General features: G+C 71.5%; 26 protein-coding genes. 16 read left to right on the forward strand and 10 right to left on the reverse strand.

Translation table 11 applies throughout. The features are described from left to right. The first annotated feature begins 32 nt into the window (after window positions 1–32). The 4 genes from QSK26_RS13435 to QSK26_RS41790 are packed head-to-tail and all read left to right on the forward strand — an operon-like array spanning window position 33 to window position 5,318. A complete protein-coding gene (locus QSK26_RS13435; protein ID WP_285775421.1) occupies window positions 33–833 on the forward strand; it encodes an ATP-binding cassette domain-containing protein in 801 nt (266 codons plus the stop codon). Next, window positions 830–2,086, forward strand: a complete 1,257-nt coding sequence (locus QSK26_RS13440) for a sugar ABC transporter permease (protein WP_285775422.1) — start codon at window positions 830–832, stop codon at window positions 2,084–2,086. The genes QSK26_RS13435 and QSK26_RS13440 overlap by 4 nt, the downstream gene beginning before the upstream one ends. A gap of 14 nt (window positions 2,087–2,100) precedes the next feature. Then, the gene (locus QSK26_RS13445; protein ID WP_285775423.1) at window positions 2,101–3,588 is read left to right on the forward strand and encodes an FGGY-family carbohydrate kinase; all 1,488 of its coding nucleotides are present in this window, start codon (window positions 2,101–2,103) and stop codon (window positions 3,586–3,588) included. After that, complete coding sequence (locus QSK26_RS41790) at window positions 3,585–5,318, forward strand: NAD(P)-dependent oxidoreductase (RefSeq protein WP_352244321.1); 1,734 nt, start codon at window positions 3,585–3,587, stop codon at window positions 5,316–5,318. The genes QSK26_RS13445 and QSK26_RS41790 overlap by 4 nt, the downstream gene beginning before the upstream one ends. A gap of 197 nt (window positions 5,319–5,515) precedes the next feature. Here QSK26_RS41790 and QSK26_RS13460 read toward each other — a convergent pair whose 3' ends face one another. After that, window positions 5,516–5,785 carry a mycoredoxin gene (locus QSK26_RS13460; RefSeq protein ID WP_285775424.1) on the reverse strand — a complete coding sequence of 90 codons (270 nt, stop codon included), beginning with the start codon at window positions 5,783–5,785 and terminating at the stop codon, window positions 5,516–5,518. A gap of 115 nt (window positions 5,786–5,900) precedes the next feature. After that, the gene (locus QSK26_RS13465; protein WP_285775491.1) at window positions 5,901–6,848 is read right to left on the reverse strand and encodes an alpha/beta hydrolase; all 948 of its coding nucleotides are present in this window, start codon (window positions 6,846–6,848) and stop codon (window positions 5,901–5,903) included. 184 nt (window positions 6,849–7,032) lie between these two features. On the opposite strand from QSK26_RS13465, the gene QSK26_RS13470 reads away from it, so the two are divergent. The 5 genes from QSK26_RS13470 to QSK26_RS13490 all read left to right on the forward strand — a co-directional run bounded on the left by QSK26_RS13470 (window position 7,033) and on the right by QSK26_RS13490 (window position 11,046). Next, complete coding sequence (locus tag QSK26_RS13470; RefSeq protein WP_285775425.1) at window positions 7,033–9,096, forward strand: ATP-dependent DNA helicase UvrD2; 2,064 nt, start codon at window positions 7,033–7,035, stop codon at window positions 9,094–9,096. Window positions 9,097–9,104: 8 nt separating this feature from the next. Beyond that, window positions 9,105–9,977 carry an acyl-CoA thioesterase gene (locus tag QSK26_RS13475; RefSeq protein ID WP_285775426.1) on the forward strand — a complete coding sequence of 291 codons (873 nt, stop codon included), beginning with the start codon at window positions 9,105–9,107 and terminating at the stop codon, window positions 9,975–9,977. A 118-nt stretch (window positions 9,978–10,095) separates the two neighbouring features. Further along, window positions 10,096–10,413 carry a hypothetical protein gene (locus QSK26_RS13480; RefSeq protein WP_285775427.1) on the forward strand — a complete coding sequence of 106 codons (318 nt, stop codon included), beginning with the start codon at window positions 10,096–10,098 and terminating at the stop codon, window positions 10,411–10,413. Between the two features lie 126 nt (window positions 10,414–10,539). Further along, on the forward strand, window positions 10,540–10,809 hold the full coding sequence (locus QSK26_RS13485; protein ID WP_285775492.1) for a WhiB family transcriptional regulator: 270 nt from the start codon (window positions 10,540–10,542) through the stop codon (window positions 10,807–10,809). Between the two features lie 42 nt (window positions 10,810–10,851). Beyond that, window positions 10,852–11,046, forward strand: a complete 195-nt coding sequence (locus tag QSK26_RS13490) for a putative WhiB-interacting protein (RefSeq protein ID WP_285775428.1) — start codon at window positions 10,852–10,854, stop codon at window positions 11,044–11,046. A 441-nt stretch (window positions 11,047–11,487) separates the two neighbouring features. Here QSK26_RS13490 and QSK26_RS13495 read toward each other — a convergent pair whose 3' ends face one another. Then, complete coding sequence (locus tag QSK26_RS13495) at window positions 11,488–12,576, reverse strand: zinc-dependent alcohol dehydrogenase family protein (protein ID WP_285775429.1); 1,089 nt, start codon at window positions 12,574–12,576, stop codon at window positions 11,488–11,490. 130 nt (window positions 12,577–12,706) lie between these two features. Here QSK26_RS13495 and QSK26_RS13500 point away from each other — a divergent pair, with 130 nt between their 5' ends. Then, the gene (locus QSK26_RS13500; RefSeq protein ID WP_285775430.1) at window positions 12,707–13,492 is read left to right on the forward strand and encodes a helix-turn-helix domain-containing protein; all 786 of its coding nucleotides are present in this window, start codon (window positions 12,707–12,709) and stop codon (window positions 13,490–13,492) included. Window positions 13,493–13,811: 319 nt separating this feature from the next. Here QSK26_RS13500 and QSK26_RS42100 read toward each other — a convergent pair whose 3' ends face one another. Next, window positions 13,812–14,024 (reverse strand): zinc finger domain-containing protein, encoded by a 213-nt coding sequence (locus QSK26_RS42100; RefSeq protein ID WP_502888697.1) that lies wholly within the window; start codon window positions 14,022–14,024, stop codon window positions 13,812–13,814. A 650-nt stretch (window positions 14,025–14,674) separates the two neighbouring features. Between QSK26_RS42100 and QSK26_RS13505 the strand changes: the two genes are divergently transcribed. Next, window positions 14,675–15,331 carry a C39 family peptidase gene (locus QSK26_RS13505; protein WP_285775431.1) on the forward strand — a complete coding sequence of 219 codons (657 nt, stop codon included), beginning with the start codon at window positions 14,675–14,677 and terminating at the stop codon, window positions 15,329–15,331. Window positions 15,332–15,348: 17 nt separating this feature from the next. Further along, window positions 15,349–15,933, forward strand: coding sequence for a hypothetical protein (locus tag QSK26_RS13510; RefSeq protein WP_285775432.1), 585 nt, complete (start codon window positions 15,349–15,351; stop codon window positions 15,931–15,933). A gap of 327 nt (window positions 15,934–16,260) precedes the next feature. Here the strand turns inward: QSK26_RS13510 and QSK26_RS13515 are convergent, their stop codons facing one another. From QSK26_RS13515 to QSK26_RS13525, 3 genes are all read right to left on the reverse strand, one after another. Continuing rightward, window positions 16,261–16,596 carry a DUF4158 domain-containing protein gene (locus QSK26_RS13515; RefSeq protein ID WP_285775433.1) on the reverse strand — a complete coding sequence of 112 codons (336 nt, stop codon included), beginning with the start codon at window positions 16,594–16,596 and terminating at the stop codon, window positions 16,261–16,263. A 117-nt stretch (window positions 16,597–16,713) separates the two neighbouring features. Further along, window positions 16,714–18,036 (reverse strand): ABC1 kinase family protein, encoded by a 1,323-nt coding sequence (locus QSK26_RS13520; RefSeq protein WP_502888698.1) that lies wholly within the window; start codon window positions 18,034–18,036, stop codon window positions 16,714–16,716. Window positions 18,037–18,207: 171 nt separating this feature from the next. After that, on the reverse strand, window positions 18,208–19,359 hold the full coding sequence (locus tag QSK26_RS13525) for a ThiF family adenylyltransferase (RefSeq protein ID WP_285775435.1): 1,152 nt from the start codon (window positions 19,357–19,359) through the stop codon (window positions 18,208–18,210). Window positions 19,360–19,661: 302 nt separating this feature from the next. On the opposite strand from QSK26_RS13525, the gene QSK26_RS13530 reads away from it, so the two are divergent. The 3 genes from QSK26_RS13530 (at window position 19,662) to QSK26_RS13540 (ending at window position 21,731) form a co-directional block, all read left to right on the forward strand. Further along, window positions 19,662–20,447, forward strand: a complete 786-nt coding sequence (locus QSK26_RS13530; RefSeq protein WP_285775436.1) for an enoyl-CoA hydratase/isomerase family protein — start codon at window positions 19,662–19,664, stop codon at window positions 20,445–20,447. A 142-nt stretch (window positions 20,448–20,589) separates the two neighbouring features. Continuing rightward, window positions 20,590–21,105, forward strand: a complete 516-nt coding sequence (locus tag QSK26_RS13535) for a M48 metallopeptidase family protein (RefSeq protein WP_285775437.1) — start codon at window positions 20,590–20,592, stop codon at window positions 21,103–21,105. 20 nt (window positions 21,106–21,125) lie between these two features. After that, entirely contained in the window at window positions 21,126–21,731 is a 606-nt protein-coding gene (locus tag QSK26_RS13540; RefSeq protein WP_285775438.1) for a glycosyltransferase family protein, read from the forward strand. A gap of 68 nt (window positions 21,732–21,799) precedes the next feature. On the opposite strand, the gene QSK26_RS13545 is transcribed toward QSK26_RS13540, so the two are convergent. From QSK26_RS13545 to QSK26_RS13555, 3 genes are all read right to left on the reverse strand, one after another. Then, window positions 21,800–22,807 carry an endonuclease/exonuclease/phosphatase family protein gene (locus tag QSK26_RS13545; protein WP_285775439.1) on the reverse strand — a complete coding sequence of 336 codons (1,008 nt, stop codon included), beginning with the start codon at window positions 22,805–22,807 and terminating at the stop codon, window positions 21,800–21,802. A gap of 140 nt (window positions 22,808–22,947) precedes the next feature. Then, window positions 22,948–23,493 (reverse strand): NUDIX hydrolase, encoded by a 546-nt coding sequence (locus QSK26_RS13550; RefSeq protein ID WP_285775440.1) that lies wholly within the window; start codon window positions 23,491–23,493, stop codon window positions 22,948–22,950. Next, complete coding sequence (locus tag QSK26_RS13555; RefSeq protein WP_285775441.1) at window positions 23,490–24,755, reverse strand: zinc-dependent metalloprotease; 1,266 nt, start codon at window positions 24,753–24,755, stop codon at window positions 23,490–23,492. The genes QSK26_RS13550 and QSK26_RS13555 overlap by 4 nt, the downstream gene beginning before the upstream one ends. Before the next feature lie 130 nt (window positions 24,756–24,885). On the opposite strand from QSK26_RS13555, the gene QSK26_RS13560 reads away from it, so the two are divergent. Next, complete coding sequence (locus QSK26_RS13560) at window positions 24,886–25,959, forward strand: NAD-dependent epimerase/dehydratase family protein (RefSeq protein ID WP_285775493.1); 1,074 nt, start codon at window positions 24,886–24,888, stop codon at window positions 25,957–25,959. The last annotated feature ends 23 nt before the right edge of the window (window positions 25,960–25,982 follow it).

Raw genomic sequence — 25,982 nt, forward strand, 5'->3', positions numbered from 1 at the left:
CGCGGACCCCTCATCCACCTCAGGGAGTCCCTTTGTCCGCACAACCACCACCCGGCGTGCTGTCCCTGCGCGGCATCAGCAAGACGTTCGGAGCCGTCGCGGCCCTCACCGACATCGACCTCGATGTGGCGGCGGGACAGGTCGTCGCCGTGGTCGGGGACAACGGGGCGGGGAAGTCCACCCTGGTCAAGGTGCTCGCCGGGGTGCACCCGCCGGACGCGGGAACGATCACCTTCGAGTCGCGGGTGGTCGAGGTGCCGACGCCCGCCGCCGCGCACCGGCTCGGCATCGCGACCGTCTTCCAGGACCTCGCCCTGTGCGAGAACCTCGACGTGGTGGACAACCTGTTCCTGGGCCACGAGCTGCGCCCGTTCCGGCTGGACACGGTCGCCATGGAGACCCGCTCCTGGGAGTTGCTCCGCCAGCTCTCCGCCAAGATCCCCACCGTGCGGATCCCGGTCGCCTCGCTGTCCGGCGGCCAGCGGCAGACCGTGGCCATCGCCAGGTCCCTCCTCGGCGACCCGAAGATCATCATCCTGGACGAGCCCACCGCCGCCCTGGGCGTCGCCCAGACGGCCGAGGTGCTCAACCTCGTCGAGCGGCTCAGGGAGAACGGCCTCGGCGTCATCATGATCACCCACAACATGGCCGACGTGAAGGCGGTCGCCGACACCGTGGCCGTCCTGCGGCTCGGCAGGAACAACGGCCTGTTCGACGTGCGGGACGTCTCCACCGAGGAGATCGTCGCCGCCATCACCGGGGCGAGCGACAACGTGGTCGCGCGGCGCGCGGCCCGCCGTACCACCACCTCCGAGGAAGGACTTCCGTCGTGAGAAGCACCGGCAGCCCCGCCGCGACGGCGGTCGCCACCGACCTCCAGGACGAGCGCCTGCGGTCCCGCGAGGGACTGGGCGGCGCGCTGACGGCGATCGCCGACCGGGCGCGCGGCGGGGACCTCGGCATGATCCCGGTGGTCGTCGGCCTGGTCGTGATCTGGACCGTGCTGCAGATCCTCAACCCGGTCTTCCTGTCCAGCGCCAACCTGGTGAACCTGGCGATGGAGTCCGCCGCCGTCGGCGTCATCGCGCTCGGCATCGTCTGCGTGCTGCTCGTCGGCGAGATCGACCTGTCGGTCGGCTCGGTCAGCGGCCTGTCCGCGGCCGTCGTCGCCGTCCTCTTCGTCGGCCACGGGCTGCCCGCCTGGATCGCGGTACTGGCCGCCGTCGTGATGGGCGCCGTCATCGGCTGGATCTACTCGCAGATCTTCAACCGGTTCGGCGTGCCGAGCTTCGTCATCACGCTCGCCGGCCTGCTCGCCTTCCAGGGCCTCATGCTGTACGTGCTCGGCAGCAAGGGGTCGATCAACCTGCCCTTCGACTCCGGCCTGGTGAACTTCGCGCAGCTCTCCTTCGTCCCGCCGTGGCTGTCCTACGTGTTCGGCGTGGTCGCGGCCGGCTGGCTCTTCCTGACCGGGTTCCTGCACGCCCGCGAGCGCCGGGCGGCCGGGCTGTCCGCCAAGAGCCTCACCCTGCTCGTCATCCGCAGCGCGGCGGTCCTGGCCGCCCTCACGGTCGTCGCCTGGTACCTGAACCAGACCCGTGGCGTGGGCTGGATGTTCGTCCTCTTCGTGGCACTCGTCCTGGTCATGCACTACCTGTTGTCCAGGACGAAATGGGGTAAGTCCGTCTACGCGGTGGGTGGTAACACCGAAGCCGCCCGCCGGGCCGGTATCAACGTCAAGGCGGTGTACACGTCGGTCTTCGTCCTGTGCAGCACCTTCGCCGCGGTCGGCGGCGTGCTCGCCGCGGCCAGGCTCGCGGCGGCCAACCAGAGCAGCGGCGGCGGCGACGTCAACCTCAACGCGATCGCCGCGGCCGTCATCGGCGGCACCAGCCTCTTCGGCGGCCGGGGATCGGCCTTCGGCGCGCTGCTCGGCATCATCGTCATCCAGTCCATCTCCAGCGGGCTGACCCTGCTGAACCTGGACTCCTCGATCCGGTTCATGGTCACGGGAGGTGTCCTGCTGCTGGCGGTGGTCGTGGACTCGCTCTCCCGCAGGTCGCGGACCTCCCGCGGCAGGGCTTGAGAGGAGCCGCTCCCATGGCAGTCATCTGCGTCGACGCCGGCACGACGATGATCAAAGCGGTCGGGTACGACCGCGCCGGCGCCGAGATCGCCGTCACCCGGCACGAGGCCGGGGTGACCCGCCCCGCGCCCGGCTGGGCCGAACAGGACATGGGCGCGGTGTGGGACGCGGTCACCCGGGTGGTGCGCGAGGTCGCCGGGTTCATGGGCGAAGGCGTCGACTTCATCTCCGTGACCGCCCAGGGGGACGGCTGCTGGCTCGTCGACGAGGCCGGCGCCCCCACCGGTCCGGCGATCCTGTGGAACGACGGCAGGGCCGCCGGCATCGTCGACGCGTGGACCAGGTCCGGGATCGTGGAACGCGCCTTCCGGATCAACGGCTCGCTGACCGCCTCCGGGCTGCCGAGCGCCATCCTGTCCTGGCTCGGCCGGCACGACCGGGACCGGCTCGACCGCTCCGCCGCCATGCTCACCTGCGGCGGCTGGATCTTCTCCCGGCTCACCGGCGAGATCGCCTGCGACGAGTCGGACGGCTCCGCGCCCTTCATGGACCCGCGCACCCGGCGCTACTCCGCGGACCTGTTCGACCTGTTCGACCTGGGCTGGGCGGCCCGGCTGCTGCCCGAGCCCCGCGACGACGCGCACCGGGTCGCCGGGCTGACCGGGGAGGCCGCCGCCCTGCTGGGCCTGCCCGAGGGCACCCCGGTGGTCATGGCCCCCTACGACATCGCGGCCACGGCGATCGGCGCGGGCGCGGTGGAGGTCGGGCAGGCGTGCAGCATCCTCGGCACCACGCTGTGCACGGAGATCGTCGTGGACCGCCTCGACCTGGACGGCGACGCGTCCGGCATCACCGTGGCCTCCGGCGTCCCGGGCAGGCACCTGCGCGCCTTCCCCACGTTCGCCGGGGTCGAGGTGATCGAGTGGGCCTGCCGGCTGCTCGGCCTCGGCGGCCCGGCCGAACTCGGCGAACTCGCCGCCGCCGGCGCACCCGGCGCGGGCGGGCTGGCCTTCCTGCCCTACCTGTCACCCGCCGGGGAACGGGCGCCCTTCCTCGACCCGCTGGCCAGGGGATCCTTCCTCGGCCTGTCCTTCGAACACGGCCGCGAGCAGGTCGCCCGCGCCGTGTTCGAGGGCCTCACCCTGGTCATCCACGACTGCCTGGCCGCCTCCGGCGTACGACCGCGCGAGCTGCGGCTGTGCGGGGGCGGCGCGGCCAGCGCGCTGTGGCGGCAGCTGATCGCCGACGTCACGGGCACCACCGTGTTCCGGTCCAGGGACGCCGAGGTCGGCGCGCGCGGCGCGTACCTGGTGGGCCTGGTCGCCACCGGCGCCGCCGCGTCCGTCGAGGCCGCGGCCCGCGAGCACGTACGGCTGAGCGACGCCGTCGAGCCGGACCCGGCCGGATCGGCGAGGTACGCCCGCATGTACGAGGACTTCCTCGCCCTGCGCGAGGCCAACGCCGCCGCCTGGCCGCTGCTCGCCCGAGGGCGCGGCGCATGACCGTCTGGATGGGGTTCGACCTCGGCACGCAGAGCGTCCGGGCGATGGCCGTCACCGGGCGGGGGGAGGTGATGGGCAAGGCCAGGCGCGCCCTGACCAGCGATCGGAACGGTCCACGGCACGAGCAGGACCCCGAACAGTGGTGGCGGGAACTGTGCGCCGCCTCCCGCGAGGCGCTCCGCGACGTGCCGCGCCGGGAGATCGGCGGCGTCGCCGTCACCGCCACCTCCGGCACCATCCTGCTGACCCGGCCCGGCGGCGCCCCGCTCACCCCCGCCCTCATGTACGACGACCGGCGCGCGGAGACCGAGGCCGGCCTGGTCAACGAGGCCGGCGCCGCCCTGTGGTCCCGGCTCGGCTACCAGAGCATGCAGGCCACCTGGGCGCTGCCGAAGCTGGTCTGGCTGCTGCGCGAACACGCCGGCGCCGTCCCCGGCGCGCGGCTCGCCCACCAGAACGACTTCGTCAACCGGCGGCTGGTCGGCCGCGACGTGCCGACCGACCTCAGCAACGCGCTGAAGACCGGCGTGGACCTGATCGCCGAGAAGTGGCCCGCGGCCGTCCTCGCCGGACTTGACCGGCTTGACCGGCTTGACCGAAACGGTGACCGGCCCGGTGCGGTCGGCCGGCGTCCCGGCGTCGAGCCGGATCAGCAGTTCCATTCACCCCGTATGCAGTTGGAGCCCGTTGTGACAATCCGCGTCCTCGCCGCCGGCGACCACTTCGTCCTCAACCGGTTGCTGATCGACGCCCTCAGGCGCGAGGTCCCCGGTGAACTGGACGTGCGCGAGCTCACGTTGCCCTGGCCGGTGGTGCCGTTCGGGAGGGTCGCCGAGGTGGACGAGGCGTCCGACGTGGAGGCCGAGCTGATCGAGGCGCTCCAGGGGGTCGAGGTCTGCCTGACCCAGATGGCGCCGCTGACCGAGCGGGTGCTCGCAGCCTCGCCCGACCTGCGGCTGTTCTGCGTCAGCCGGGGCGGCCCGGTCAACGCCAACCTGGAGGCGGCGACCAGGGCGGGGGTCGCGGTGACCTTCGCGCCCGGCCGCAACGCCGAGGCGACCGCCGAGCACACCGTGGCCATGCTGCTCGCCGCCGCCCGCCGCATCCCGCCGACGCACGCCGACCTCGCGGCCGGCACCTGGCGCGGCGACTACTACATGTACGACCGCGTCGGCCCCGAGCTGGAAGGGAGCACCGTGGGCCTGGTCGGCTACGGGGCGATCGGCATGCGGGTCTCCCGGATGCTGGCCGGGTTCGGCGCCCGCGTGCTGGTCCACGACCCCTACGTCGCGCCGGAGTCCCTCGGGCACGGGGCGGAGATGGTGGAGCTGGACGAGCTGCTGACCCGGTCGAGGTTCCTCTCCCTGCACGCCCGGGTGACGCCGGAGACCAGGGGGATGATCGGCGCCGCCGCGATCGCCGCCATGCCGGCCGGGTCGGTCATCGTCAACTGCGCCAGAGGGGCGCTGCTGGACTACGACGCCCTCTGCGACGCCCTGGACTCGGGACACCTCTTCGGCGCCGCGCTGGACGTCTTCCCGCAGGAGCCGATCCCCGCCGGGTCGCGGCTGCTCACCACGCCGAACATCGTGATGACCCCGCACCTGGCCGGCGCCAGCAAGGAGACCGCGGCCAAGGCGGCCCGGATCATCGCCGAGGACGTCGCCCGCTACGTACGGGGGGAGCCGCTGAAGCACTGCGCCAACCCCCAGCCGGCCGACGCCGTCTGAACCGGCGCGCAGAAGCCGCCCACGGGCACCCACCCAGCCGGAGCCGACCGGCGTAAGCGGGCCCGCCGGAGCCGAGCCTGCCGGAACCGACGGGCGTAAGCGGGCCTGCCGGAGCCGAGCCTGCCGGAGCCGCGCCCGGTGAGCCGGGCGCGGGTGTCAGCCCCCGCCGTGGGCGGGGGCTTGTTCCGCCTGTGCCGTTACCGGAGGGGCTGGGGGGCGGTGGTGCCCGCCAGCATGGCGCGCACCTCGGCGACGCTCGGGTTGGTCCGGACCTGGCGGCCGTTCGGCGAGTCCACGACGACGGTGGGCACCGTGCGGTTGCCCTGGTTCACGCTCTCCACGAACTCGGCCGCGCCCGGGTCACGCTCGATGTCGACTTCTTCGTAGGCGATGCCTTCGCGGGTGAGCTGGCTCTTCAGCCGCTTGCAGGGCCCGCACCAGGTGGTGCTGTAAATCGTGAGCGCCATGTCCGGATATATCCCTTCACGTCCAGGTGGCGTAAGCGCTCATTGCTAACAACGCGCGGGTCGCCCGTCTTCCCCGCAGGTCCGGCGGATCCCCCGTAGACCGCGCGGATCCGGCCTAGCGCAGCTTGGCGGCGATCCACTCCTGGACGCCCGTGGTGACGTTGGGCATCCGGTAGACCGGGGAGCTGTGCTGGTCACCCGGCACGATCCTGATCGACATGCCCACCCCCACCTTGGCGAGCTGCTTCTTCAGCAACTCGCTCTGGTAGGCCGGCACGAACTCGCCCTCCGAGTGGACCGTCAGCACCGGCGCGTCGCCGCGGCTCGCGAGCCACGGCACCTCCATGCTCGCCCACTGCTTGGCGCACCTGCCGGTCGGCTCGCAGCCGCCGGCCAGCTTGATGGCGGACGCCCGCAGCTTGCGCTTGTTGACGTCCTTCGTCTCCTCGCCGTCCGCGTAGGACGTCAGGGGGGAGACCACCGGGGAGATGCCCACGACGCCCTTGAGACCGGGCAGGCCGTCCTTGTAGACGCCGGCCATGGTGGCCAGGTGGCCGCCCGCGGAGAAGCCCAGCAGCACGTAACTGTTCGGGTCGAAGGCCCACCGGGCCGCGTGCCGCCGCGCGGTGGCGATCGCGTCCAGCGTGTCCGTCCGCTGGGCGGGCCAGGCGGCGTCGCCGGACAGCCGGTAGTTGATGTTGAAGACGGTGTAGCCCAGCTCGGCGTAACTCTGCGCGATCGAGGTCATCGACTTCTTGTCGCCGGAGGACCACCAGCCGCCGTGGATCACGAAGACCGCCGGGTGGCGCTGGCCGTCCGGCTGCCACCACACGTCCATCGCCTGGCGGCGGTGCCTGCCGTACGACACCGTCTCGCTCGCGGTGCCGGGGAGCTTGAGGTCGGCGGTGGGGATGGGCGCGGGGACCGGGATCGGCGGCGGTGTGGGCACCGCCGGGGCGACCATCCGCGTGGCCGTCGCGGCTGTCGCGGTGTGCGCGAAGGCGGGCACGGGACCCGGGGCGAACACGAGGACTGCCAGCGCGAGCGCACCCACCGACACCACAGTTCGCAAGGGTCACTTCCTTCCCCGTCGCATGACCGCCCCCATTGTGGGGTACCTGACCCTGTTTTCGCATCTTCACGGTCGGCTTCGGGCAGAAAGGTTTGTTCATCGGAGGACGCGGCCGGCGTCGCCGGGCTGGGAGGATGGTGGCGGAAGAGGCGTTCGGCGGATGTAAGGAGTTCGCGTGGATGCGCATGACGTTCTGGCCGGACTCGATCCCGAGCAGCGGGAGGTCGCCGAGGCCGTGCGCGGGCCGGTGTGCGTGCTGGCGGGGGCCGGGACCGGCAAGACGCGGGCGATCACCCACCGCATCGCGCACGCCGTCCGCTCCGGCGTGGTCGACGCGCCGAGCGTGCTCGCCGTGACGTTCACCACCCGGGCGGCGGGGGAGCTGCGCCAGCGGCTGCGCGCGCTCGGCGCGCCCGGCGTGCAGGCGCGCACCTTCCACGCGGCGGCGCTGCGCCAGCTCACCTACTTCTGGCCGAGGGTGATCGGCGGGGATCCGCCCTCGGTCATCGAGTCCAAGCTGCCGCTGCTGATCGACGCCTGCCGGTCGATGCGGCGCAACCCCGACCGGTCGGAGCTGCGCGACGTCGCGGCCGAGATCGAGTGGGCCAAGGTGACCCAGGTGGGTCCGGAGGACTACGCGCAGGCGGCGGTCAAGGCCGGCCGCAAGCCGCCGGTGCCCGGCGAGGAGGTGGCCCGGCTCTACGACGCCTACGAACGGCTGCGCCGCGACCGGCACCTCGTCGACTTCGAGACGATCCTGGAGCTGACCGCCGCCGTGATGACCGAGCACCAGGAGGTCGCCGGCCAGATCAGGCAGCAATACCGCTACTTCGTCGTGGACGAGTACCAGGACGTCAACCCGTTGCAGAAGCTGCTGCTCGACACCTGGCTCGGCGGGCGCGACGACGTGTGCGTGGTCGGCGACCCCAACCAGACGATCTACTCCTTCACCGGCGCGACCCCGCGCTACCTGACCGGCTTCGCCGTCGAGCACCCGGACGCGACGGTGGTCAGGCTGGTCCGCGACTACCGCTCCACGCCGCAGGTGGTCGGGCTCGCCAACAGCGTGCTGGCCAGGTCGAAGACCCCGCACAAGCTGGAACTCCTCGCCCAGCGTCCCGACGGCCCCGCCCCGGTCTTCGCCGAGTTCGACGACGAGCCGGCCGAGGCGGTGGGCGTGGCGCGGGCCGTCCGCAAACTGGCCGACTCCGGGGTGCCGCTGCGCGAGATCGCCGTGCTGTTCCGGGTCAACGCCCAGTCGGAGGCGTACGAGAAGGCGTTCACCGACGCGGGCCTGCCTTACCTGCTGCGCGGCGCCGAGCGTTTCTTCGAGCGGCCCGAGGTGCGTCAGGCGGTGGTGCTGCTGCGCGGCGCGGCCCGCTCGGCGTCCGCCGACGAGCCGCTGGCGCCGACCGTGCACGCCGTGCTCGGCGGGATCGGGCTGACCGCCGAGCCGCCCGGCGGCGGCACCGCCAGGGAGCGCTGGGAGTCGCTGCGGGCCCTCGCCGAGCTGGCGGAGGACATCGCGGCACAGGGCGGCGACCTGTCCGCGCTCGTCGCCGAGCTGGAGCGCCGGGCCAGCGAGCAGCACGCGCCGCCGATCGAAGGCGTCACGCTCGCCTCGCTGCACGCCGCCAAGGGCCTCGAATGGGACGCCGTGTTCCTCGTCGGGGTCACCGACGGGATGCTGCCGATCATCTACGCCGAGACGCCAGAGCAGATCGAGGAGGAGCGCCGCCTCCTCTACGTGGGCGTCACCCGGGCCCGCGCCCACCTGCACCTGTCCTGGGCGCTGGCCCGCTCGCCCGGCGGGCGCAGGGCCCGCCGCCCCTCCCGCTTCCTCGACGGCCTCACCGGGCGCGGCCCCGCCCAGCCGCGCGCCGGCGCGACCGCCTCGGGCCCGGTCCGCGAGCGCCGCCAGGTGGCCGCCTCCGTGCACTGCAGGGTCTGCGCGAAGACGCTGGTCGGCGGGGCCGAGCAGAAGCTCGGCCGGTGCTCGGCCTGCCCCGCCGACCTCGACGAGGCGCTGCTGGAGGCGCTCAAGGCGTGGCGGGCGGACACCGCCAAACAGGCCAAGATCCCGCCCTACGTCATCTTCACCGACGTCACCCTCCAGGCCATCGCGGAACGCGTGCCGATCGCGGAGACGGACCTGCTGGCGATTCCGGGAATCGGACGCGTCAAACTGGACCGATACGGCGAAGCGGTCATGTCGCTCTGCCGCGAGGTCCGGGAGTAGGAGGCGGCGTGAACGAGGCGCTCAAGGAAGTGCTCGACCTGCTCGACCTGGAGCAGATCGAGCTCGACATCTTCCGGGGACGCAGCCCCGAGGAGCGCATCCAGCGGGTGTTCGGCGGCCAGGTGGCCGCACAGGCGTTGGTGGCCGCCGGCCGTACGGTGCCGGACGACCGCCTGGTGCACTCGTTGCACGCCTACTTCATCCGGCCGGGCGACCCGGCCGTCCCCATCGTCTACAACGTCGAGCGGATGCGCGACGGGCGGTCCTTCACCACCCGCAGGATCACCGCCATCCAGCACGGCAAGGCCATCTTCACCATGTCGGCGTCCTTCCACATCGAGGAGCGCGGCGTGCACCACCAGGCCGCGCGGATGCCGTCGGTGCCGCGGCCCGAGTCGCTCCGCCCGCAGCAGGACCGGATGCGGGAGCTGTTCGGCGACGACCCGCACCTCGCCGACCTGGTGTCGCGCCCCCGTCCGGTCGACGCGCGGTACGTCACCCCGCTGACCTGGGAGGCGAACCGCGACCCCGCGCTGCGCAGCTCGGAGACGCAGGTCTGGTTCCGGTACGACGCCGACCTGCCCGACGACCCGCTGCTGCACGTCGTGCTCGCCGCCTACGCGTCCGACTACACGCTGGTGGACACCGTGCTGCTCGCGCACGGCATGGCCTGGGGCGCCTCCAACGTCACCGGCGCCTCGCTGGACCACGCGATGTGGTTCCACCGTCCCTTCCGCGCCGACGAGTGGCTCCTCTACGCACAGGAGTCGCCGTGGTCCGCGTCCGGCCGCGGGCTCGCCAGAGGGCAGATGTTCACCCCCGCCGGGGACCTCGTGGTGTCGGTGGTACAGGAGTGCCTGATTCGCGTTCCCGACGCGTAAAACTGCAGGTAGAAAATATGTTGCCCGCCCCCGGGGCGGGGGTTTAGGGTCATGCTCAAGCGAGTCGGAGACAACTGTCCGGCTCGGTCGCACACACAGAGAGATGGAGGTGAGTCCGGTGGTCGTTAACAAGATGCCTCAGATGCCGTGGCTCACTTCCGCTTGCCACGGCACCGCCGTGTCCCCGGGCAGAGTCGACCTTCTGCTCACCGTCAGTGGCTCGGCCGAGCTGCGGCGCCAGGATTCCGTCTTCTTCGCCACGAAGTCCGCCCTGTCCGGGCGCGGGCCCGTCGTGGGCGGCGACGCAGGCGTGATCCGTGATGGCGCCCGTCAGGTCGAGGCCGAGCGCCCGCGTTACCAGCAGACCCAGCTTTTCGCCAACGCCAATGGTGGACTGCGAGGTCCAAGTCCCTGGAGAGATCCGGTCACAACCTGACCGGGTGACAACCTCCAGGGCCGCGGATCCGCAGACAGGATCCGCGGCCCTTTTGATTTCCGCGAACCCTGACCCCCACCCAAGAGGTAATCCGACAAGATCGATCGATTCAGAGAGGTGACGCAGATGGGGGCCAAGACGATCATGGACCTGATCGACGAAGCCGACATCCCCTGTCGTACCGACCCCGACCTGTGGTTCGCCGAGTCTCCGGAGGACGTGGAGTTCGCCAAGGCGCTCTGCGGAGGCTGCCCGATCCGAGACGCCTGCCTGGCCCGCGCGCTGGAGCGCGAGGAGCCCTGGGGCGTCTGGGGCGGCGAGCTGATCCTGAGGGGGGCCATCGTCCCCCGCAAGCGGCCTCGCGGGCGTCCCCGTAAGACGCCGGTCGCCGCCTGACACATCCGAGCACACATCAGCAATACCGAAAGGACCCCACCGATGAGCACGTTCATTGGCCGGAGCAACGAGATCCCCTCTATGTATGAAGAACTGGTGCAGGACCGAATACGGACCCTTCACCGGGAGGCGGAGGAGCAGCGCAGGGTGACCCACATCCTCCGCGCGCGGCGCGCCCGCCGCGACGCGGAACGCGCCTCCACCCGCCTCCGCCACGCGCTGATGCGCCTGGTCTGATCTTCCCCCCGGCCTCCGGCAGGCCGAGCGGATCTCGCACCACCTCGTCCCCGCCCACCATGCGGGACAGGCCCCCACCGGCCCCTTCCCTTCCGGGAAGGGGCCGGTGCTGCTTTTGGGTCGCTGGTAAGGCATTCCGCCCGGTGGTGCCGTGTCTGCCCTGTGGGCTGGTGACTTTCCGCCACCCTGGCTGGTGCCGTGTTCGGCCCGGTGGTGCCGCTTCCGCCCCTTGGGCCGGTACCGCGTTCCGCCCCGTGGGCCGGTGTCGCGTTTGGGGCGGTGGTGCCGTGGCTGGGCTGTGGGCTGGTGCCGCGTTCCGCCCTGGGCCGGTGTGGGGTTTCGCCCGCTGGGCTGGTGCTCTGGCTCCTGTTTGTGAGGGTTGTGCATCCGTTGGGGGTGGGAGTCGGGCCCACGCCCATTCGCGGGTTGGGTGGGTGGGGGTCAGGGGATGGTGATGACCACCTTTCCGAAGGTCTTGCCGGTGAGGTAGTGGTGGAAGGCTTCGTGGGCGGCGGTGAAATCGAAGGTGCGGTCGATGACCGGGTGCAGGCGGTGGGCGGAGACGGCGCGGTTCATCGCCTCGAAGTCGGCGCGGCTGCCGACGAAGACGCGCCTGATGGTGGCCATGCTGGAGGCGTAGGCGCCGTCGGAGATCGTGAGGCCGGTCCCGTTGCCGCCGGGCTTCGTCGCGCGCAGCAGCACGATCTGCCCGTGGAACGCCGTGGCCCTGACCGACTGGTTAATCGTCTCCGGGCCGCAGGTCTCCACGACGACATCCGCCCCCCGGCCACCGGTCAGCTCGCGCACCGCCTCCGACCACGCCGGCACCTTGGCGTAGTTGACCACGTCGTCCGCGCCCACCGCCTTCAACCTGCCGACCTTCTCGTCGCTGGACGTGGTGGCGATGACCCGGCAGCCCAGCATCTTGCCGAACTGGATCGCGAACAGCGACACCACCCCGCTGCCCAGTGTCAGCACGGTCTGCCCGGGAAGCACCGGCTCTCCGCCGGTGACCGAGTTCCACGCGGTCAGCGCGGCGCACGGCAGGGTGGCGGCCTCCTCCCAGCTCAGATGGTCCGGTACGCCGACCGCCGCCTGCTCGTCCAGCACCACGTACTCGGCCAGCATGCCGTCCACCGTGCAGCCGAGCTGGTCGAACAGTCCGTCCCGCAGACGGCCGTCGAGCCACTGCGGCCAGTAGCCGCCCATGACCCGGTCGCCCAGCCCGAACCGGGTCACCTTCTCGCCCACCGCGACGACCTCGCCCGCGCCGTCGCTCATCGGCACCACCCCCGGCGCGGGGGCCAGCGGATAACGCCCGCTCAGGATGAGCTCGTCGCGCCGGTTGATCGACACCGCGCGGACGCGCACCACGACGCCGGTCGGCCCCGGCACCGGCACCTCCCGCTCACGCAGCACCATCCCGCCGACGTTCGTGTCGGTGGAGCGCGCCGCTGGGCCGGAGGTCTCCGGTGCTTCCAGGTGGTAGGACCTGCCGATCGTGATCGTGGATCCCTGGGTCTCAGACATGACGTCCCCTCCGTGAAAGGGCAGGCGGATCGGCCTCCCCGTGCCGGAAGAGCCTGCGGCGGCGGAGGGCGGGCCCGCAATACCTCGCAAGGAATGGTGAACGTGGACATCGTGGGCTAGAACTGCGGTTATGGACACGAGGGTGGAGCCGAACCGGTTCGCGGGCGAGCTGCGGCGCTGGCGCGGCGCGCGCCGGTTGAGCCAGTTGGAGCTCGCCATCCGGGCAGGGACCACGCAACGGCATCTCAGCTTCATGGAGCGGGGCCGCTCCCGGCCGGGCCGCGCGATCGTGGTCCGCCTCTCGGAGTCGCTGGGCCTCTCGCTGCGGGAACGCAACGCCCTGCTGCTCTCCGCCGGGTACGCGCCTTCGTACGCCGAGTCCCGGCTCGACGATCCCGGGCTGCGTCCCGTCCGGGATGCCCTGACCGGCATCATCGACGGTCACATGCCGTACCCGGCGCTGATCCTGGCCCCCTATGGCGAGGTCGTCGCCGCGAACGCCGCCACCGGCGTGCTCACCGAGGGCGTCGCCCCCGGCCTGCTCGAACCGCCGGTCAACATGCTGCGGATCATGCTGCATCCGGACGGCATGGCCTCGCGGGTCGAGAACCTCGGCGGGTGGGGCAGGCACGTGCTGGAGAACCTGCGCGCCCAGGCGGCCAGGAGCCCCGACCCGCGCCTCGACGACTTGGTCGCCGAACTGGCGGGCTACGTCCCGCCCGCCGCCCCGGATCCGGGCCATCTCGGCTTCGCCGTGCCGCTCCGGCTGCGCCGCGAACAGGGCGAACTACGGCTGATCACCACGTTGACGTCCTTCGCCACCGCCGTGGACATCACCCTCGCCGAACTCCACCTGGAAGCCTTCCTCCCCGCCGACCTACAGACCGCCCACATCCTGCACACCGGCGCCATCTGAACAGCCACCCGCACCACCCAGGCAACTTCCCGCACACCCCAAGCACGGCCCCACCACCCAGGCAGGGCCGGCCTCCGGGGAGGATCGGACCGGAGATCGGCGCTACGGCCGACCGCTGATCGGTGCCAGACTCAGTCTTGTGGCGATCACTGCGTTGCCCTCTGTAGTGCCCTCGCCACCACGGAAGCCGGTCCTGGACAACGTGTCTGAGCTGCAGACGCTGGCCCGGCAGGTTGCCGTGGACGGGGTGTGGGGCCGGATCTGGCTCAGGTGCCGGCCAGGGAGGGGTTCTCGCCCTTGCGTTCCCCGGTCGGGATGATCAGATTCTCAGCCGGGGGATCTTGGTGAAGCGGCCGGTGTGGTAGGCGCCGGCCACCGCGCCCGAACGCGACCGGCACGGCGAACCGGGCGCGACCGCACATCGCGGGCACGGGTGGCGCTCGACCTCATCAGCGTCACGGGTGTGTTCCTCGGCGATGGCAGACAGATGAGCTGATTCGGCGTGTTCGCGGGGTTCCGGGGCCTCGGCCATGCCCCAGGTGCTCTCACAAACCTTTCCCAGAATCCGGAGATCCGCAGATGCTGCGGACCGAGCCTTGTGGTCCGTCCCAGATCACGCCATACGGCATCTCACCTCTCTGGGTACCGATGAGGTCCTCAGTGGAACATGTCGGCGTCCAGGAGAACCAGGGCCGTGTGCTGTCCACATCGGGCTAGCTGCAACCGTCCCACCGAACTCGACGCGTCTCAGTCTCTCGATGGTCAGGAACGAGGCGTGACTGTATCCCAAAGATCGCTATCGGGTTCAGCGACAGCCGCCAACGGATCTACTCCAGGCAAGACCCAAGAAAGCATTCGCTCGGTTGCCGAATCCCGTTCCGGATCTCGCTGACCTCCTATTCGGCGATATGAACGGGCCGCGTCAATTAGCGGGGGAGGCCGGTTGTGGACATGCGGGCGCATTGACGCGGTCCGCGCGAGGGGAAACGCTGGGGTCCTCGGGGACACGACAAAGGGGGGGTTTTCATCGCGGGCTCAGGATTCCCTGCTCAAGCGTGCGGCGCCGTTTAGGGCGGCGCACGATAACTAAAGGATGCCGTTGATCATCTACACGAAGACGGCGACGACGTGACCGGCGTAGCGAAAGGATGACATCGAGTGCCACAATTAGACGAGAGCGTCATGATCAAGAGTCTCGGCTCGACATACTGGCGCTGGATTCAATACCAGGAGAAAACACTCTGGTGTTGGAACGCGACGACGATCAGCGTCGCGAACTTCTACGCCAACGCGGAGGTTTGGACCCAGTGCGGATTCGCCGCCGCAGTCCTCAACAGGGACGACTCCCGGCTCGCTGACCAGCGGCCGTTCCGCTGCTGCCCGGGCGACGAGTTACGCGGGGACTGCAACCAGGGCTGGTGGCCGGATTTCGGGCCGCTGCAGCAAGCCGGGATTCAGGTCCCGGTTGCCGCAGGCGACAGGCATCGCGTCGACGCGACGTGGGTGGGCGGCAGGTGGGTGGAGGTCAGAAGGCTCACGGAGCTGACGAAGAACGAGGTCAAGGCGGAGATAGACGCCGGACGCCCGATCATCATGAACATCGGCTGGGGTGGCGGCCTGTCCGGCCACATCGTCAACATCTGGGGATACAGCTACCGCCCGGAGACCGGTGAACTGGTGCACGTATGGGTGCATGACCCGTGGGAGGACACGGGGGGCGTATACGAGGGCATGGAGGACACTCCCATCATGTGGGTAGCATGGGAGACGCTCTTCGGCGGTTACCCGGGCGGCCCGAACGGCACCTGGAACAGGACCTTCAAAACTCGGCGCAACTAGCCTCAGGGAGCTTCGCAATGCCGTTGAACACGCCTGAACCGCCGGGACGGATTCGCGACGAAACGCGCTCCCATCTCGGCCAAATCGCCAGAGCCAGCGGAGACGGCCCGAAACTGCTGGGCGAGATCGCCCCGGATGACGTGGAGGTGTCCACCCCACACCGGGTGTTCGCACTGCTCGTCCGAGACATCGAGAACGACGGCGGCCTGGAAAAGGCGCAGCCGGTGGGCTGGCGATTCCTGCTGGAGTCCGGCGGCAAGGTGCTCGCCGGCGCCGAGATCTCCGAAACGCCGGAACGCACTTTCCCGCCAACGTTCTATAAAGGCTCATCCGTTGGAGCCACCGCGACCGCGGTCAAAGCCGCACGAGCCCTGCCGCAGCTTCAACTGGCCGGGTTCGACCTCCGGCTCCTGCGGATCCCCGAGCTCTACCAGACTGCCCTGTGGTTGCACTCACCCAACACCGACCTGCTCATACCGCTGGCACCCTCCCCGATCGGGCGCGAGGGCCAGGTCACACCACCACCGGTGTTCTTCCGAGAACTCACCGCCCGTGCCCAGGACTACAGAGCCCGCCAGCCCCGCGACCGGGAGTCGGCCTGACGCAATCCGCTCACCCCTCCTGGAGGTGATCGCAAAAGACCGCGGTCGGCGTGAGCTGCTCTTGGGAGCGGGGGTGATTTCATCGCCCCCGCTCCCAAGGCCGTGGTGCCCGCGCACATCATTCCCAACCAGCCCCCGGCCGGGGGCTCAGCCGCTCTCGACAGCGCCGTCGTGGCAGGGACGCAATCCCCGGCCACGTCGGCGCGGGAGAAGGCGTAGCGGCCCAGGAAGTTGACGTGCTCGAACTGGATCGGCGACAGCCGCGCACATTTCCTCGGTGACCGGGAACCTCTCGCTCCGGCGGACGCACTTCGCTGATCAGCCGGGTCAGCGTGGTGATGTCCGCAGAATGCCCTCACGCAGCATGTGCACGACGGCGCGGTCGAACAACGCCCACGGCCCCTCGATCGTCGACCACACCCGGGCGGCCAGGTAGTCGCGGACCTCCTGCTCGCGTTTGGAGAACTCGGCCAGCTCCAGCAGGTCCCGGATCTCCCACGCGTGCTCGTAGGCGGTCTTCGGCCGACTCAGGTACCCCGGCGCGCACACCGTGTGGATGCCGATCAGGTACTCCGGCGCGCACACCGCGTGGATGCCGAGTTGCTCGGCGACGAACTCCAGCACCTCCTCCAGCACGTTGAGGGGCCGGGCCTCACCGCCCAAGCGGGGACCCCCATCGCCCAAGCAGGCTCCCGCACCGCCCGAGCGGGGTTCCGCACCGCCCGAGCGGGGTTCCGCACCGCCCGAGCGGGGTTCCGGGCAGCCGGGGTGTGGGAGGGGTCAGCCGGCGACGAGGGGCTGGGGTTCGGCGTCGGTGCCGGGGTCTTCGCTGAAACCGGGGACCCAGCGGATGACCTCGTCGCGAAAGCGGGCGGTGGTGCCGAGCTGGCACAGCACGCCCACGCCGGCGGCGTGCACCCGGTGGATCAGGACGTAGGACGGGGGCAGGTTGAGCTGGCGCACCACGTTGCCCGGACGCAGGTCGGTGGCGGTGGCCGCCTGCTGCTGGAGCCACTCGCGGCTGAAGGTGAACTCCTCCACCTGGGTGGGCTCGACGTAGGGGGCGAGGAAGGCGCGCAGGGCGTCGGCGTCGATCTCGATCTGCGGGCGGATGAACCCCTCGTCCCGCAGGCCCTGCATGACGGTCTCCATGTCGCCCTGGTTGAAGATTCGGGTGAGCTGGCCGAACATCGGCGGGTAGCCGTCGGGGAGGCGGTTGACCGCGCCGAAGTCGAGCACGCCCAGCCGGCCGTCGGGGGTGATCCGGAAGTTGCCCGGATGCGGGTCGGCGTGCAGCATGCCGACCCGGGCGGGGGAGGAGAAGAGAAAGCGCACCAGCAGCAGCCCGGCCCGGTCACGCTGCTCCTCGGTGCCCTCGGTGATGATCCGGGACAGCGGCGTGCCCTCCAGCCACTCGGTGATGAGCACCTGCTCGTTGGCGGCGATCACGTCGGGCACGGAGAAGTCGGGATCGTCCTTGTACTCCAGGGCGAAGGCGTGCTGTGCCTCGGCCTCGTGGAAGTAGTCGAGCTCCTCGACCACCCGCTCGCGCATCTCCGCCAAAACGGCCTTGATGTCGAGACCGGGCAGCAGGACGGAGAAGAGCTTGCCGAGCCGGGCGAGCTGGTTGAAGTCGGACAGCAGCGCCTTGCCGGCCCCCGGATACTGGATCTTGACGGCCACCGTACGGCCGTCATGCCAGACCGCCTGATGCACCTGCCCGATGGAGGCGGCGGCGGTCGGCCGGTCGTCGAAGGAAAGGAAATTCTCCCGCCAGTCGTCGCCGATCTGCTCGGCGAGCACGCGGTGCACCGTCGAGACGGGCAGCGGCGGCGCGGCGTCCTGGAGCCGGGTGAGGGTCGCGCGGTAGGGCCCGGAGATCTCGGCGGGCAGCGCGGCCTCGAAGATCGAGAGCGCCTGCCCGAGCTTCATGGCGCCGCCCTTGAGCTCGCCGAGCACTTTGAAGACCTGCTCGGCCGTGCGCTGCTGGATCTCCTGGGCGACGATCTCGGCCGACTTGCCACCGATGCGTTTGCCCAGGCCCATGGCCGTCCGGCCGGCGAACCCGAGGGGAAGGGTCGCCAGCTTGGCGGATCGCGTCACGGCGCGGTGTGGAAGGTCACTCATCACGGCCCGCGGTGTGACTCTGCGGGATGCCCGATGGAGACACCGCTCCCTCCCTTCACTCCTTCGCTCTCACTGTTGGCGGGCACGGCCCCGTGCCCCCCGATCGTGAGGCCCGTCGGCGTGAGCAGCCGACCCGACCATTCTTAGCTATGCGAACTGCTTTCGGGAACAGCCACATTTGGGGTGCAAACTCCAGGATCGACGCCTCCATCCCCAATCAGGCAGTACATCCAGTGTGCCGTTGGTCACAGCATCCTTGGTACCGTCGAGCCAGCCGAGGGCGTGGCCCGCTGCGGCCGCGGCGATTTCGGTGCCCTGCACAGTGCCGCAGGCGACCTCTCCCACCGGGTATCCGCCCAGCCTGGCGCTCACCGCCGGCCAGGTCGGATCACGGTCCCGCCGGATGAGGTCGACGCACCCCAAGCATGCCGTACGCCCCGGCAGCACGAGTGGGCCGACCGATCCGCAGCCCTCGAAGGCCGACACCAGCAGATGCGGCACCCCCGCCTCGACGAGCGCCCGCGGCAGCAGCCCGTCGAGGGGCTCCACCGGGGCGAGGATCGCCAGGTCGGGCGGGGGAGCGCCGTCGGCGGGATGGGAGGCGCGCTCGCCGGTCCAGGCGTTGACGCTGGGGGCGAGGCGCGTGGCCACCGCCGCCGCGCCGTCCTGCCGGGTGCCGCCGACCTCCGCCCAGGTCAGGCCGCCGGGCACGACGTCCTGCGGCTGGACGGGGGAGGGGTCCACCACGCACAGGTGGCCGATGCCGGCCGCGGCGAGCAGGGCGACGATCTGCGCGCCCAGCCGGCCCGCGCCGTACACCCGCACCTGGGTGGCGCGGCGCCGGGTCAGCAGGCCGAGGCCGCCGTCGGTGGTGCCGGGGTCGAGGGACAGCGCGTCGAGGTCGGGCCTGAGCCGGTCGCGCTCGGCCACGCCGAGCGAGCGCAGCGGCACGGGGGCGGTCGCCGCGTCCTCCACCACGCCGCGCCTGATCAGCATGTCCAGCAGGGTGCGCGCCTGATCCTCGCCGAGGCCCTCGGCGGCGGCGTGGCCGATCACCTGGCGCAGGTCGCGGGTGCCGTCGAGCCCTTCGATGACCCGGAGCACGACGGGCTCCAGGTCGTGCAGCACGACGGCCCGGCGCGGGTGCACGCCGAACTGCAGGGTGCGGCTGTCCCGCGCGAAGCGGCGCAGCGCGGGTTTCAACCTCGGCCGCGCGATCTCCTCATGGGGCCGGGGCGCCCGCTCGCGAGTCTCCGAGGGGTCTGGTGTGCGTGGCAGGGGGACGGTGGGCCGGGGCATCTGTGCGGCTCCTCTCGGACCGGGGACGGGGCGCGGCGCAGGGCCACTCTGGCACGCCGTACACGGGCCCGTGGCGGCCCGCGCGCCGCCTGTGGACAACGCCGCGGGGCCGCCCCGGAGCTGTGGAAAAGTGGCCGACGTGGCGGACACCGTGGCGGACGCGGACAACGTGGCGGACACCGTGGCGGACACCGTGCGCGGGCTGGAGCGGCGCCATCTGCCAGGGCTGAGGAGGACCGTGGAGACCCGGGGAGGAGATCCGCCCGGGGGCGCAGGGAGGTGGGTGGTTACGCTGCCGGAGCATGAGCGAGGTTCTGATCGAGCGGCGTGACGACGGCGTGGTGTTCCTGACCCTGAACCGGCCCGAGCGGCGCAACTCCATGTCCGACGAGATGACGGCGGAGTGGCGGCGGGCCATGGCCGATCTCGCCGTGGACCGGGAGGTGCGGTGCGTGGTGGTGACCGGGGCGGGCAGCGCGTTCAGCTCCGGCGGGGACCTGTCGTGGCTGGCCGAGCGCGGCGAGGAGAGCGTGCCCGCCCTGCGGGACCGGATGCTGGGCTTCTACCGTTCCTGGCTGGCGATCGCGGAGCTGGAGGTGCCCACCATCGCCGCGGTGAACGGCGCGGCGGTCGGTGCGGGACTGTGCGTCGCGCTCGCCTGCGACCTCGTCTACGCCGCGCGGGACGCCAAGCTGCTCGCCCCCTTCACCTCCCTCGGCCTGCACCCTGGCATGGCGGCGACGCATCTGTTGCCGCACGTCGCGGGGGTCGGCGTGGCGCGGGAGATGCTTCTCACCGGGCGTACGATGCTCGGCGCGGAGGCTGCGGAGGCGGGCCTGGTCACCCGCGCCTACCCCGGGGAGCGGCTGCTGCACGAGGTCGGGGAGATCGCCGGACGGGTCGCCGCCAACGCCCCGATCGCCACCCGGCTCACCAAGGTGGCGCTCGCCGGAGGCGGTCACCCGGACCTGGAATCCGCCCTTCGGTGGGAATCGCTCGCACAACCGGTCACCATGACGTCCGCGGATATGCGGGAAGGGATCAAGGCGCAGAGGGAACGCCGGAGACCGCGTTTCAGCGGATCATGAGTCCCCTGTTAAGCCTGTGAATTCGGATATGTCGCCCCCATAACCGTTCGGTACCGGTGAACATTACGCGAACGGTGACTGACCAGGGAAAACAGGACTCACCCCCTGTTGGAATTTCCTGTCTCTCGGCTACCGTGCATATGTGCCCCCCGAGACAGTCGAGGTCCGTCGAAGTTCTCGTCGCAGGCGGACCGTTTCGGCATACCGTGACGGTGACAAGACGATCGTGCTGCTGCCCGCTGGGCTGAGCCGCACCGACGAGGAGCAATGGGTGCGCCGCATGCTCGACCGCCTTGCGGCCAAGGAGCAGCGCAGACGCCCCTCGGACGCGGAGCTGCTGGAGCGGGCCAGGGACCTGTCGACGCGCTATCTCGGCGGGAAGGCCGATCCGGTGAGCGTGCGGTGGGTGGACAACCAGCAGCACCGCTGGGGCTCCTGCACCCCGGACAACGGCACGATCAGGATCTCCACCCGGCTGAGGGGCATGCCGGCGTGGGTGGTCGACTATGTGATCATGCACGAGCTGGTGCACCTGCTGGTACCGAGCCACGGGCCGCGCTTCTGGGCGCTCGTCGAACAGTACCCGAAGGCCGAGCGGGCGCGCGGCTTCCTCGAAGGGTTCTCGATGGCGGCCAACGGCGCGCCCGAGGAGTGCTGAGCGGCGATAGCCTGCCAGGCGTGGAGCGAATCGCGGCCGTCCTGGTCACCTCGGCGGCAGAGCGCGCCGCGCCCCCCGGCGTCGACGCGCGGGACTTCCTGACGGCGCTGGCCGAGGACACCTACGAGATCGTCGCCGGTCTCGACCTCGTCAGTCCCGCCGTGGTGACCACCGTGCCGGGCATCGAGGAGATCACCTGGCCGGGCACGCCCGTGCTCACCGTGCCCGAGCTGGCGGGCGGCGCGCTGGTCAGGGCGGCGTTCGCCGCGATCGCCGACGCCCTTCCGCAGGCGGCGGAGGCGGTGCTGGTCAGCGCAGACGCGCCCGACCTGCCGGGCCTGCTGATCGGCAAGCTCTTCCGCGCGCTCGGCAGGTCCCAGATCTCGGTCTGCCCGGCCGACGGCGGTGGCGCCGTGGCCGTCGCCGCGCGCCTGCCGTACCCGGAGTGGGCCGGCGCCGGGATGGACGACCGGGAGATCGTCCCGCTGCTGCGGGCGGCGGCGCCCGGGCCGCGCACGGTGGCCACCGGCCCCGGCTGGCACCGGCTGCGTGAGCCGGGCGACCTGCGGCTGCTCGATCCCGGCCTGGAGGGCTGGGACAACACGCGGGTGCTGCTCTCCGGCTGATCGCCGGGCGGAAAGGGCTGGGACAACACGCGGGTGCTGCTCACCGGCTGATCGCCGGGCGCAGGCGGTCAGACGGCGGGGACCCGCAGCTCGGCGAAGACCGCGCGGTGGTCGGTGCCGCGTACCGTGTGCACGCTGACCCGGCTCACCCCGCCGCGCTCGTCCATCAGCACGTGGTCGATGGTGATGAGCGCGGGCACGCCCCGGTTGGCGGGCCAGGTCGGCACCAGGCCGAGCCCCGCCCGGTCGGCCGCGTCGACGTATCCCCGGCCGAGCAGCCTGCGCATCGGCGCGTGGTCCAGGCTCGCGTTGAAGTCGCCGGCCAGCACGCGGACCCGCTCCCGCGACGGACCGGGCAGCGAGTCGAGCGCCGTCGCCCACTCCTGCACCTGCGCGCCCAGCGGCGGGTAGGGATGCACGTCCACGATCTCGACCGGGTCGCCGCCGGGAAGGGCCAGCGTGGCGGCCGGCATGTTGTGCCCGACCACCTGGAACAGGCCGTTGAGCGGGGTGAGCGGATACCTGGAGAACAGGCCGCTGCCGGCCGCGCTCCACTCGTCCTCCAGCACGCGGTGCGGCATCAGCCGTGCCAGCCCGGCCTCGTCCAGCCGTTCCACCGCGCCGGGCGTGAGCTCCTGTGCGCTCAGCACGTCCGGATCGAGCCGTTTCACCAGGTCGAGCACGGCGCCGGGATCGGCCCGGCCGAACAGCAGGTTGAGCGTCAGCACCTTGAGCGGCCTGCCGGTCGCCGGATCCGCCGAGCCGAACGCCCGCGGCAACACACTGAGCCCCAGCGCCGCCGTGGTCACCAGCGCCACCGCGGTGGCGTACCGGTTGCGGGCCAGCGCGCCGATCAGGACGGGCAGCACGGACGCCGCCGCGACGTACGGCGTGCCGGTCATGAGCTGGGTCGTCAGTGAGCCGCGCTCCAGCCCGCCGACCCGGGCCACCGCCCAGGCGGCGAACGGCGCGACGGCCATCCAGGCGAGCGCGCCCGGCACCCGCCAGCGCCTGCGAACCGGAGTCACGATCACGCCGCCCACGGGGTCGTCGGTCTTGCCAGCCGCGATGTCCACCGGTTCGCCCAGCCTCGTCTCATCAACACGTGTGCCTTGAAACTAGCGGTGCGAGGCATCCGGCGCGTAGAGGTCCCGGGAACGGTCCACCGGCGGGCCCGGCCGACGCCGCCGCCCAGTCGCCGCCGCTCAAGCGCCGCTCAGGCGCCGCGTAGCACCGCCCGCGCCCGTACGGCGAGCCGCCGGGTCGCCTCGTCGCTGAGCTCGGGGATCGCGTCCACCGGGAACCAGCGCAGGTCCAGCGACTCGTCGCTGATCACCGGCTCCACCCCGGCCGGGGCCACCGCGCCGTACTCGACGTCGAGATGCCAACTGCGTGGCGGATGGCACCACACCTCGTGCCGGTCGAGCGCGAGCGGGCCGGGCAGCAGCCGCAGGCCGGAGATGCCGGACTCCTCGGTCGCCTCGCGCAGCGCCACGGCGCCGAGGGAGGCGTCGCCGGCCTCGCAGTGGCCGCCCATCGGCAGCCACATGCCGGCCTTGGGATGCAGGGTGAGCAGCACGAACTCGCCGTCGTCGGACAGCACCGCCGTGGTGGCGGTCAGGTGGCCCGGCGCGCACGCCCGCCACATGGCGTCGTCGTAGGCGTGCAGGTGCTCCAGGAACTCCTTGCGGAGCACCTCTTCCTCGGCGCTCGGCGCACTCCACGCGGACAGCACGGCCCGCGCGTCGGCGTGCAGTGTCACCTGTCGTCGCCCTCGGAGTCCTCCGGCCTCTCAGGAGACGCCGGCTTCTCAGGTGACTCCGGCTTCTCGGCGGACGGTGGCCTCTCGGCGTCCAGCGCCGACAGGTCCAGCTCGACGCCGCCCCGTACGAAGCTCTCGGGGTCGTCGAGGTCGTCGGCCCTCGGCATCAGGTCGGGGTGGCCCCACACGGCGTCGCGGCCTTCGAGACCCCGGGCCGCCTCCACCGCCTGCCACAGCGCGGCGGCCTCGCGCAGCCGGCGGGGACGCAGTTCGAGACCGACCAGAGTGCCGAACGTGCGCTCGGCCGGCCCGCCGGACGCCCTGCGCCGCCGTACGGTCTCCGCCAGCGCCGCGGCGCCCGGCAGCTTGCCCTCGGCCGCCTGGTCCACCACGGTCGCGACCCAGCCCTCGACCAGCGCCAGCATGGTCTCCAGGCGGGCGAGCGCGGCCTTCTGCCGCTCGGTCTCCTCCGGCTTGAGCAGCGCGCCGCCGGTCAGCGCCTGCTGCAACTGCTCAGGATTGCTGACGTCGAGTCCGCGCAGCTGCTCCTCCAGCGCGGACACGTCGACCTTGATCCCCTTGGCGTACTCCTCGACGGCGCCGAGCAGGTGCGCGCGCAGCCACGGGACGTGCTGGAACAACCGATGATGAGCGGCCTCGCGCAGCGCGAGATAGAGCCGGATCTCGTCGGCGGGCAGCTCAAGGCCCTCGCTGAAGGACGCGATCCCGCCGGGAAGCAGGGCCGCGGCGTCGGACAGCGGCAGGCCGATGTCGGTGGTGCCCACGACCTCGCGGGCGAGCGTGCCGAGGGCCTGGCCGATCTGGCTGCCGACCATCATGCCGCCCATCTGCTTCAGCATGCCCATGAGCGGGCCCGCCATCGCCTGGGCCTCGGCGGGCAGACCGGCGGAGCCGAGCGACCCGCCCATCGTCTCCACCATGCGCGCCGCGATCGGATCGCAAAGTTTTTGCCAAATCGGGACCGTTTTCTCGATCCACTCCGAACGGCTCCACGCCTGGGGTGACGTCACCCCGCTCGGCAGCGTGGTCACCTGGTTGAGCCACAGGTCGGCGAGGCTCAGCGCGTCGACGATCTGGCGGCGCTCGCCCTCCATCACACTGGGATCGCCTTCCGCGACCACGGCGTGCCGGGCGATGTTCTTGGCCATGTCCCAGTTGACCGGCCCGGCGCTCTGCGGGGCGGACAGCATGTCGGCGAACTGGCGCATCGCCGCGGCGATCTGCTCAGGGTTGCCGAACATGGCGAACGGGTTCTCGTTTGGGTCGTTTTCGCGACCTGGCAGGTCAGTCACCGGTCTACCTCGTGCAGGATGGAGGAGTCCACATCCGCCACGTTATCCGTCGTGGGGCGGATCAGTGCAAAGTGAGGACCTGGTGCCTACCTCGAATCGTCACCGCCCACCTGTCGTCGCCGTCACCGGCGCGGCCTCGGGACTGGGCCGGGCGTTCCTTGCCCACGTGGCCTCGTCTGCGGATTTCCGCCGCGTCGTGGCCATCGACGAGCAGCGCGGCGACGTCGCGGACGTCACCTGGCGGGTCATCGACGTTCGGGATCCGCTCTTGGCGAACCGGCTGTCGGACATCGACGTGCTCGTGCATCTTGCCGCCGGCTACGCCCTCGACGCCGACCCCACCGAGCGGCGTGCCTACAACCTGCGCGCCGCCGAGACCGTGCTCACCGCGAGCGCGGCGGCGCGGGTCCGCCGGGTCGTGCTGGTGACCAGCGCGATGGTGTACGGCGCGGCGCCCGACAACGACGTGCCCCTCGCCGAGGGCTCCCCGGTGGCCGCCGAGCACGACACCGGCGTCGTGGGCGACTACCTGGAGATCGAGGCGCTGGTCCGGCGTTCCCGGCGCAGCCATCCCGGCCTCGAGGTGACCGTGCTGCGCCCCGCCGCCGTGGTCGGGCCGGACACCGACACCGTGGTCACCCGGCACTTCGAGGCGCCGAGGCTGCTCACCGTCAAGGGCTGCGCGCCGCGCTGGCAGTTCTGCCACGTGGACGACCTGGTGACCGCGCTGGAGCTCGCGGCGCTCGGCGCCGTCTCCGGCGTGGTGGCCGTCGGCTCCGACGGCTGGCTGGAGCAGGAGCAGGTGGAGGAGATCTCCGGGCTACGCCGCTTCGAACTGCCCGCCGCGCTGACCTTCGGCACCGCCCAGCGGCTGCACCGGCTCGGCATCACCCCGGCGCCCGCCACCGACCTGCACTACGTCGTCTACCCGTGGGTGGTCGAGTGCGCCGCGCTGCGCGCGGTCGGCTGGAAGCCGGTGTGGAGCAACGAGGCTGCGCTCGAACACCTGCTGGAGCTGAGCGCGGGCAGGCACGCCGTCGTCGGCCGCCGCCTGTCGGGCAAGGAGGCGACGATCACGGCCGCGGGCGCCACCGTCGCGGTGATCGGCACCGCGGCCATCGTCCGGCGGGCGCGGCGCAAGCGGCGGGTCTAGCCGCGACCGGGCGACCGCGACGA

The sequence above is a fragment of the Microtetraspora sp. NBRC 13810 genome (genome assembly GCF_030268685.1).
GTDB lineage: Bacteria > Actinomycetota > Actinomycetes > Streptosporangiales > Streptosporangiaceae > BSRQ01.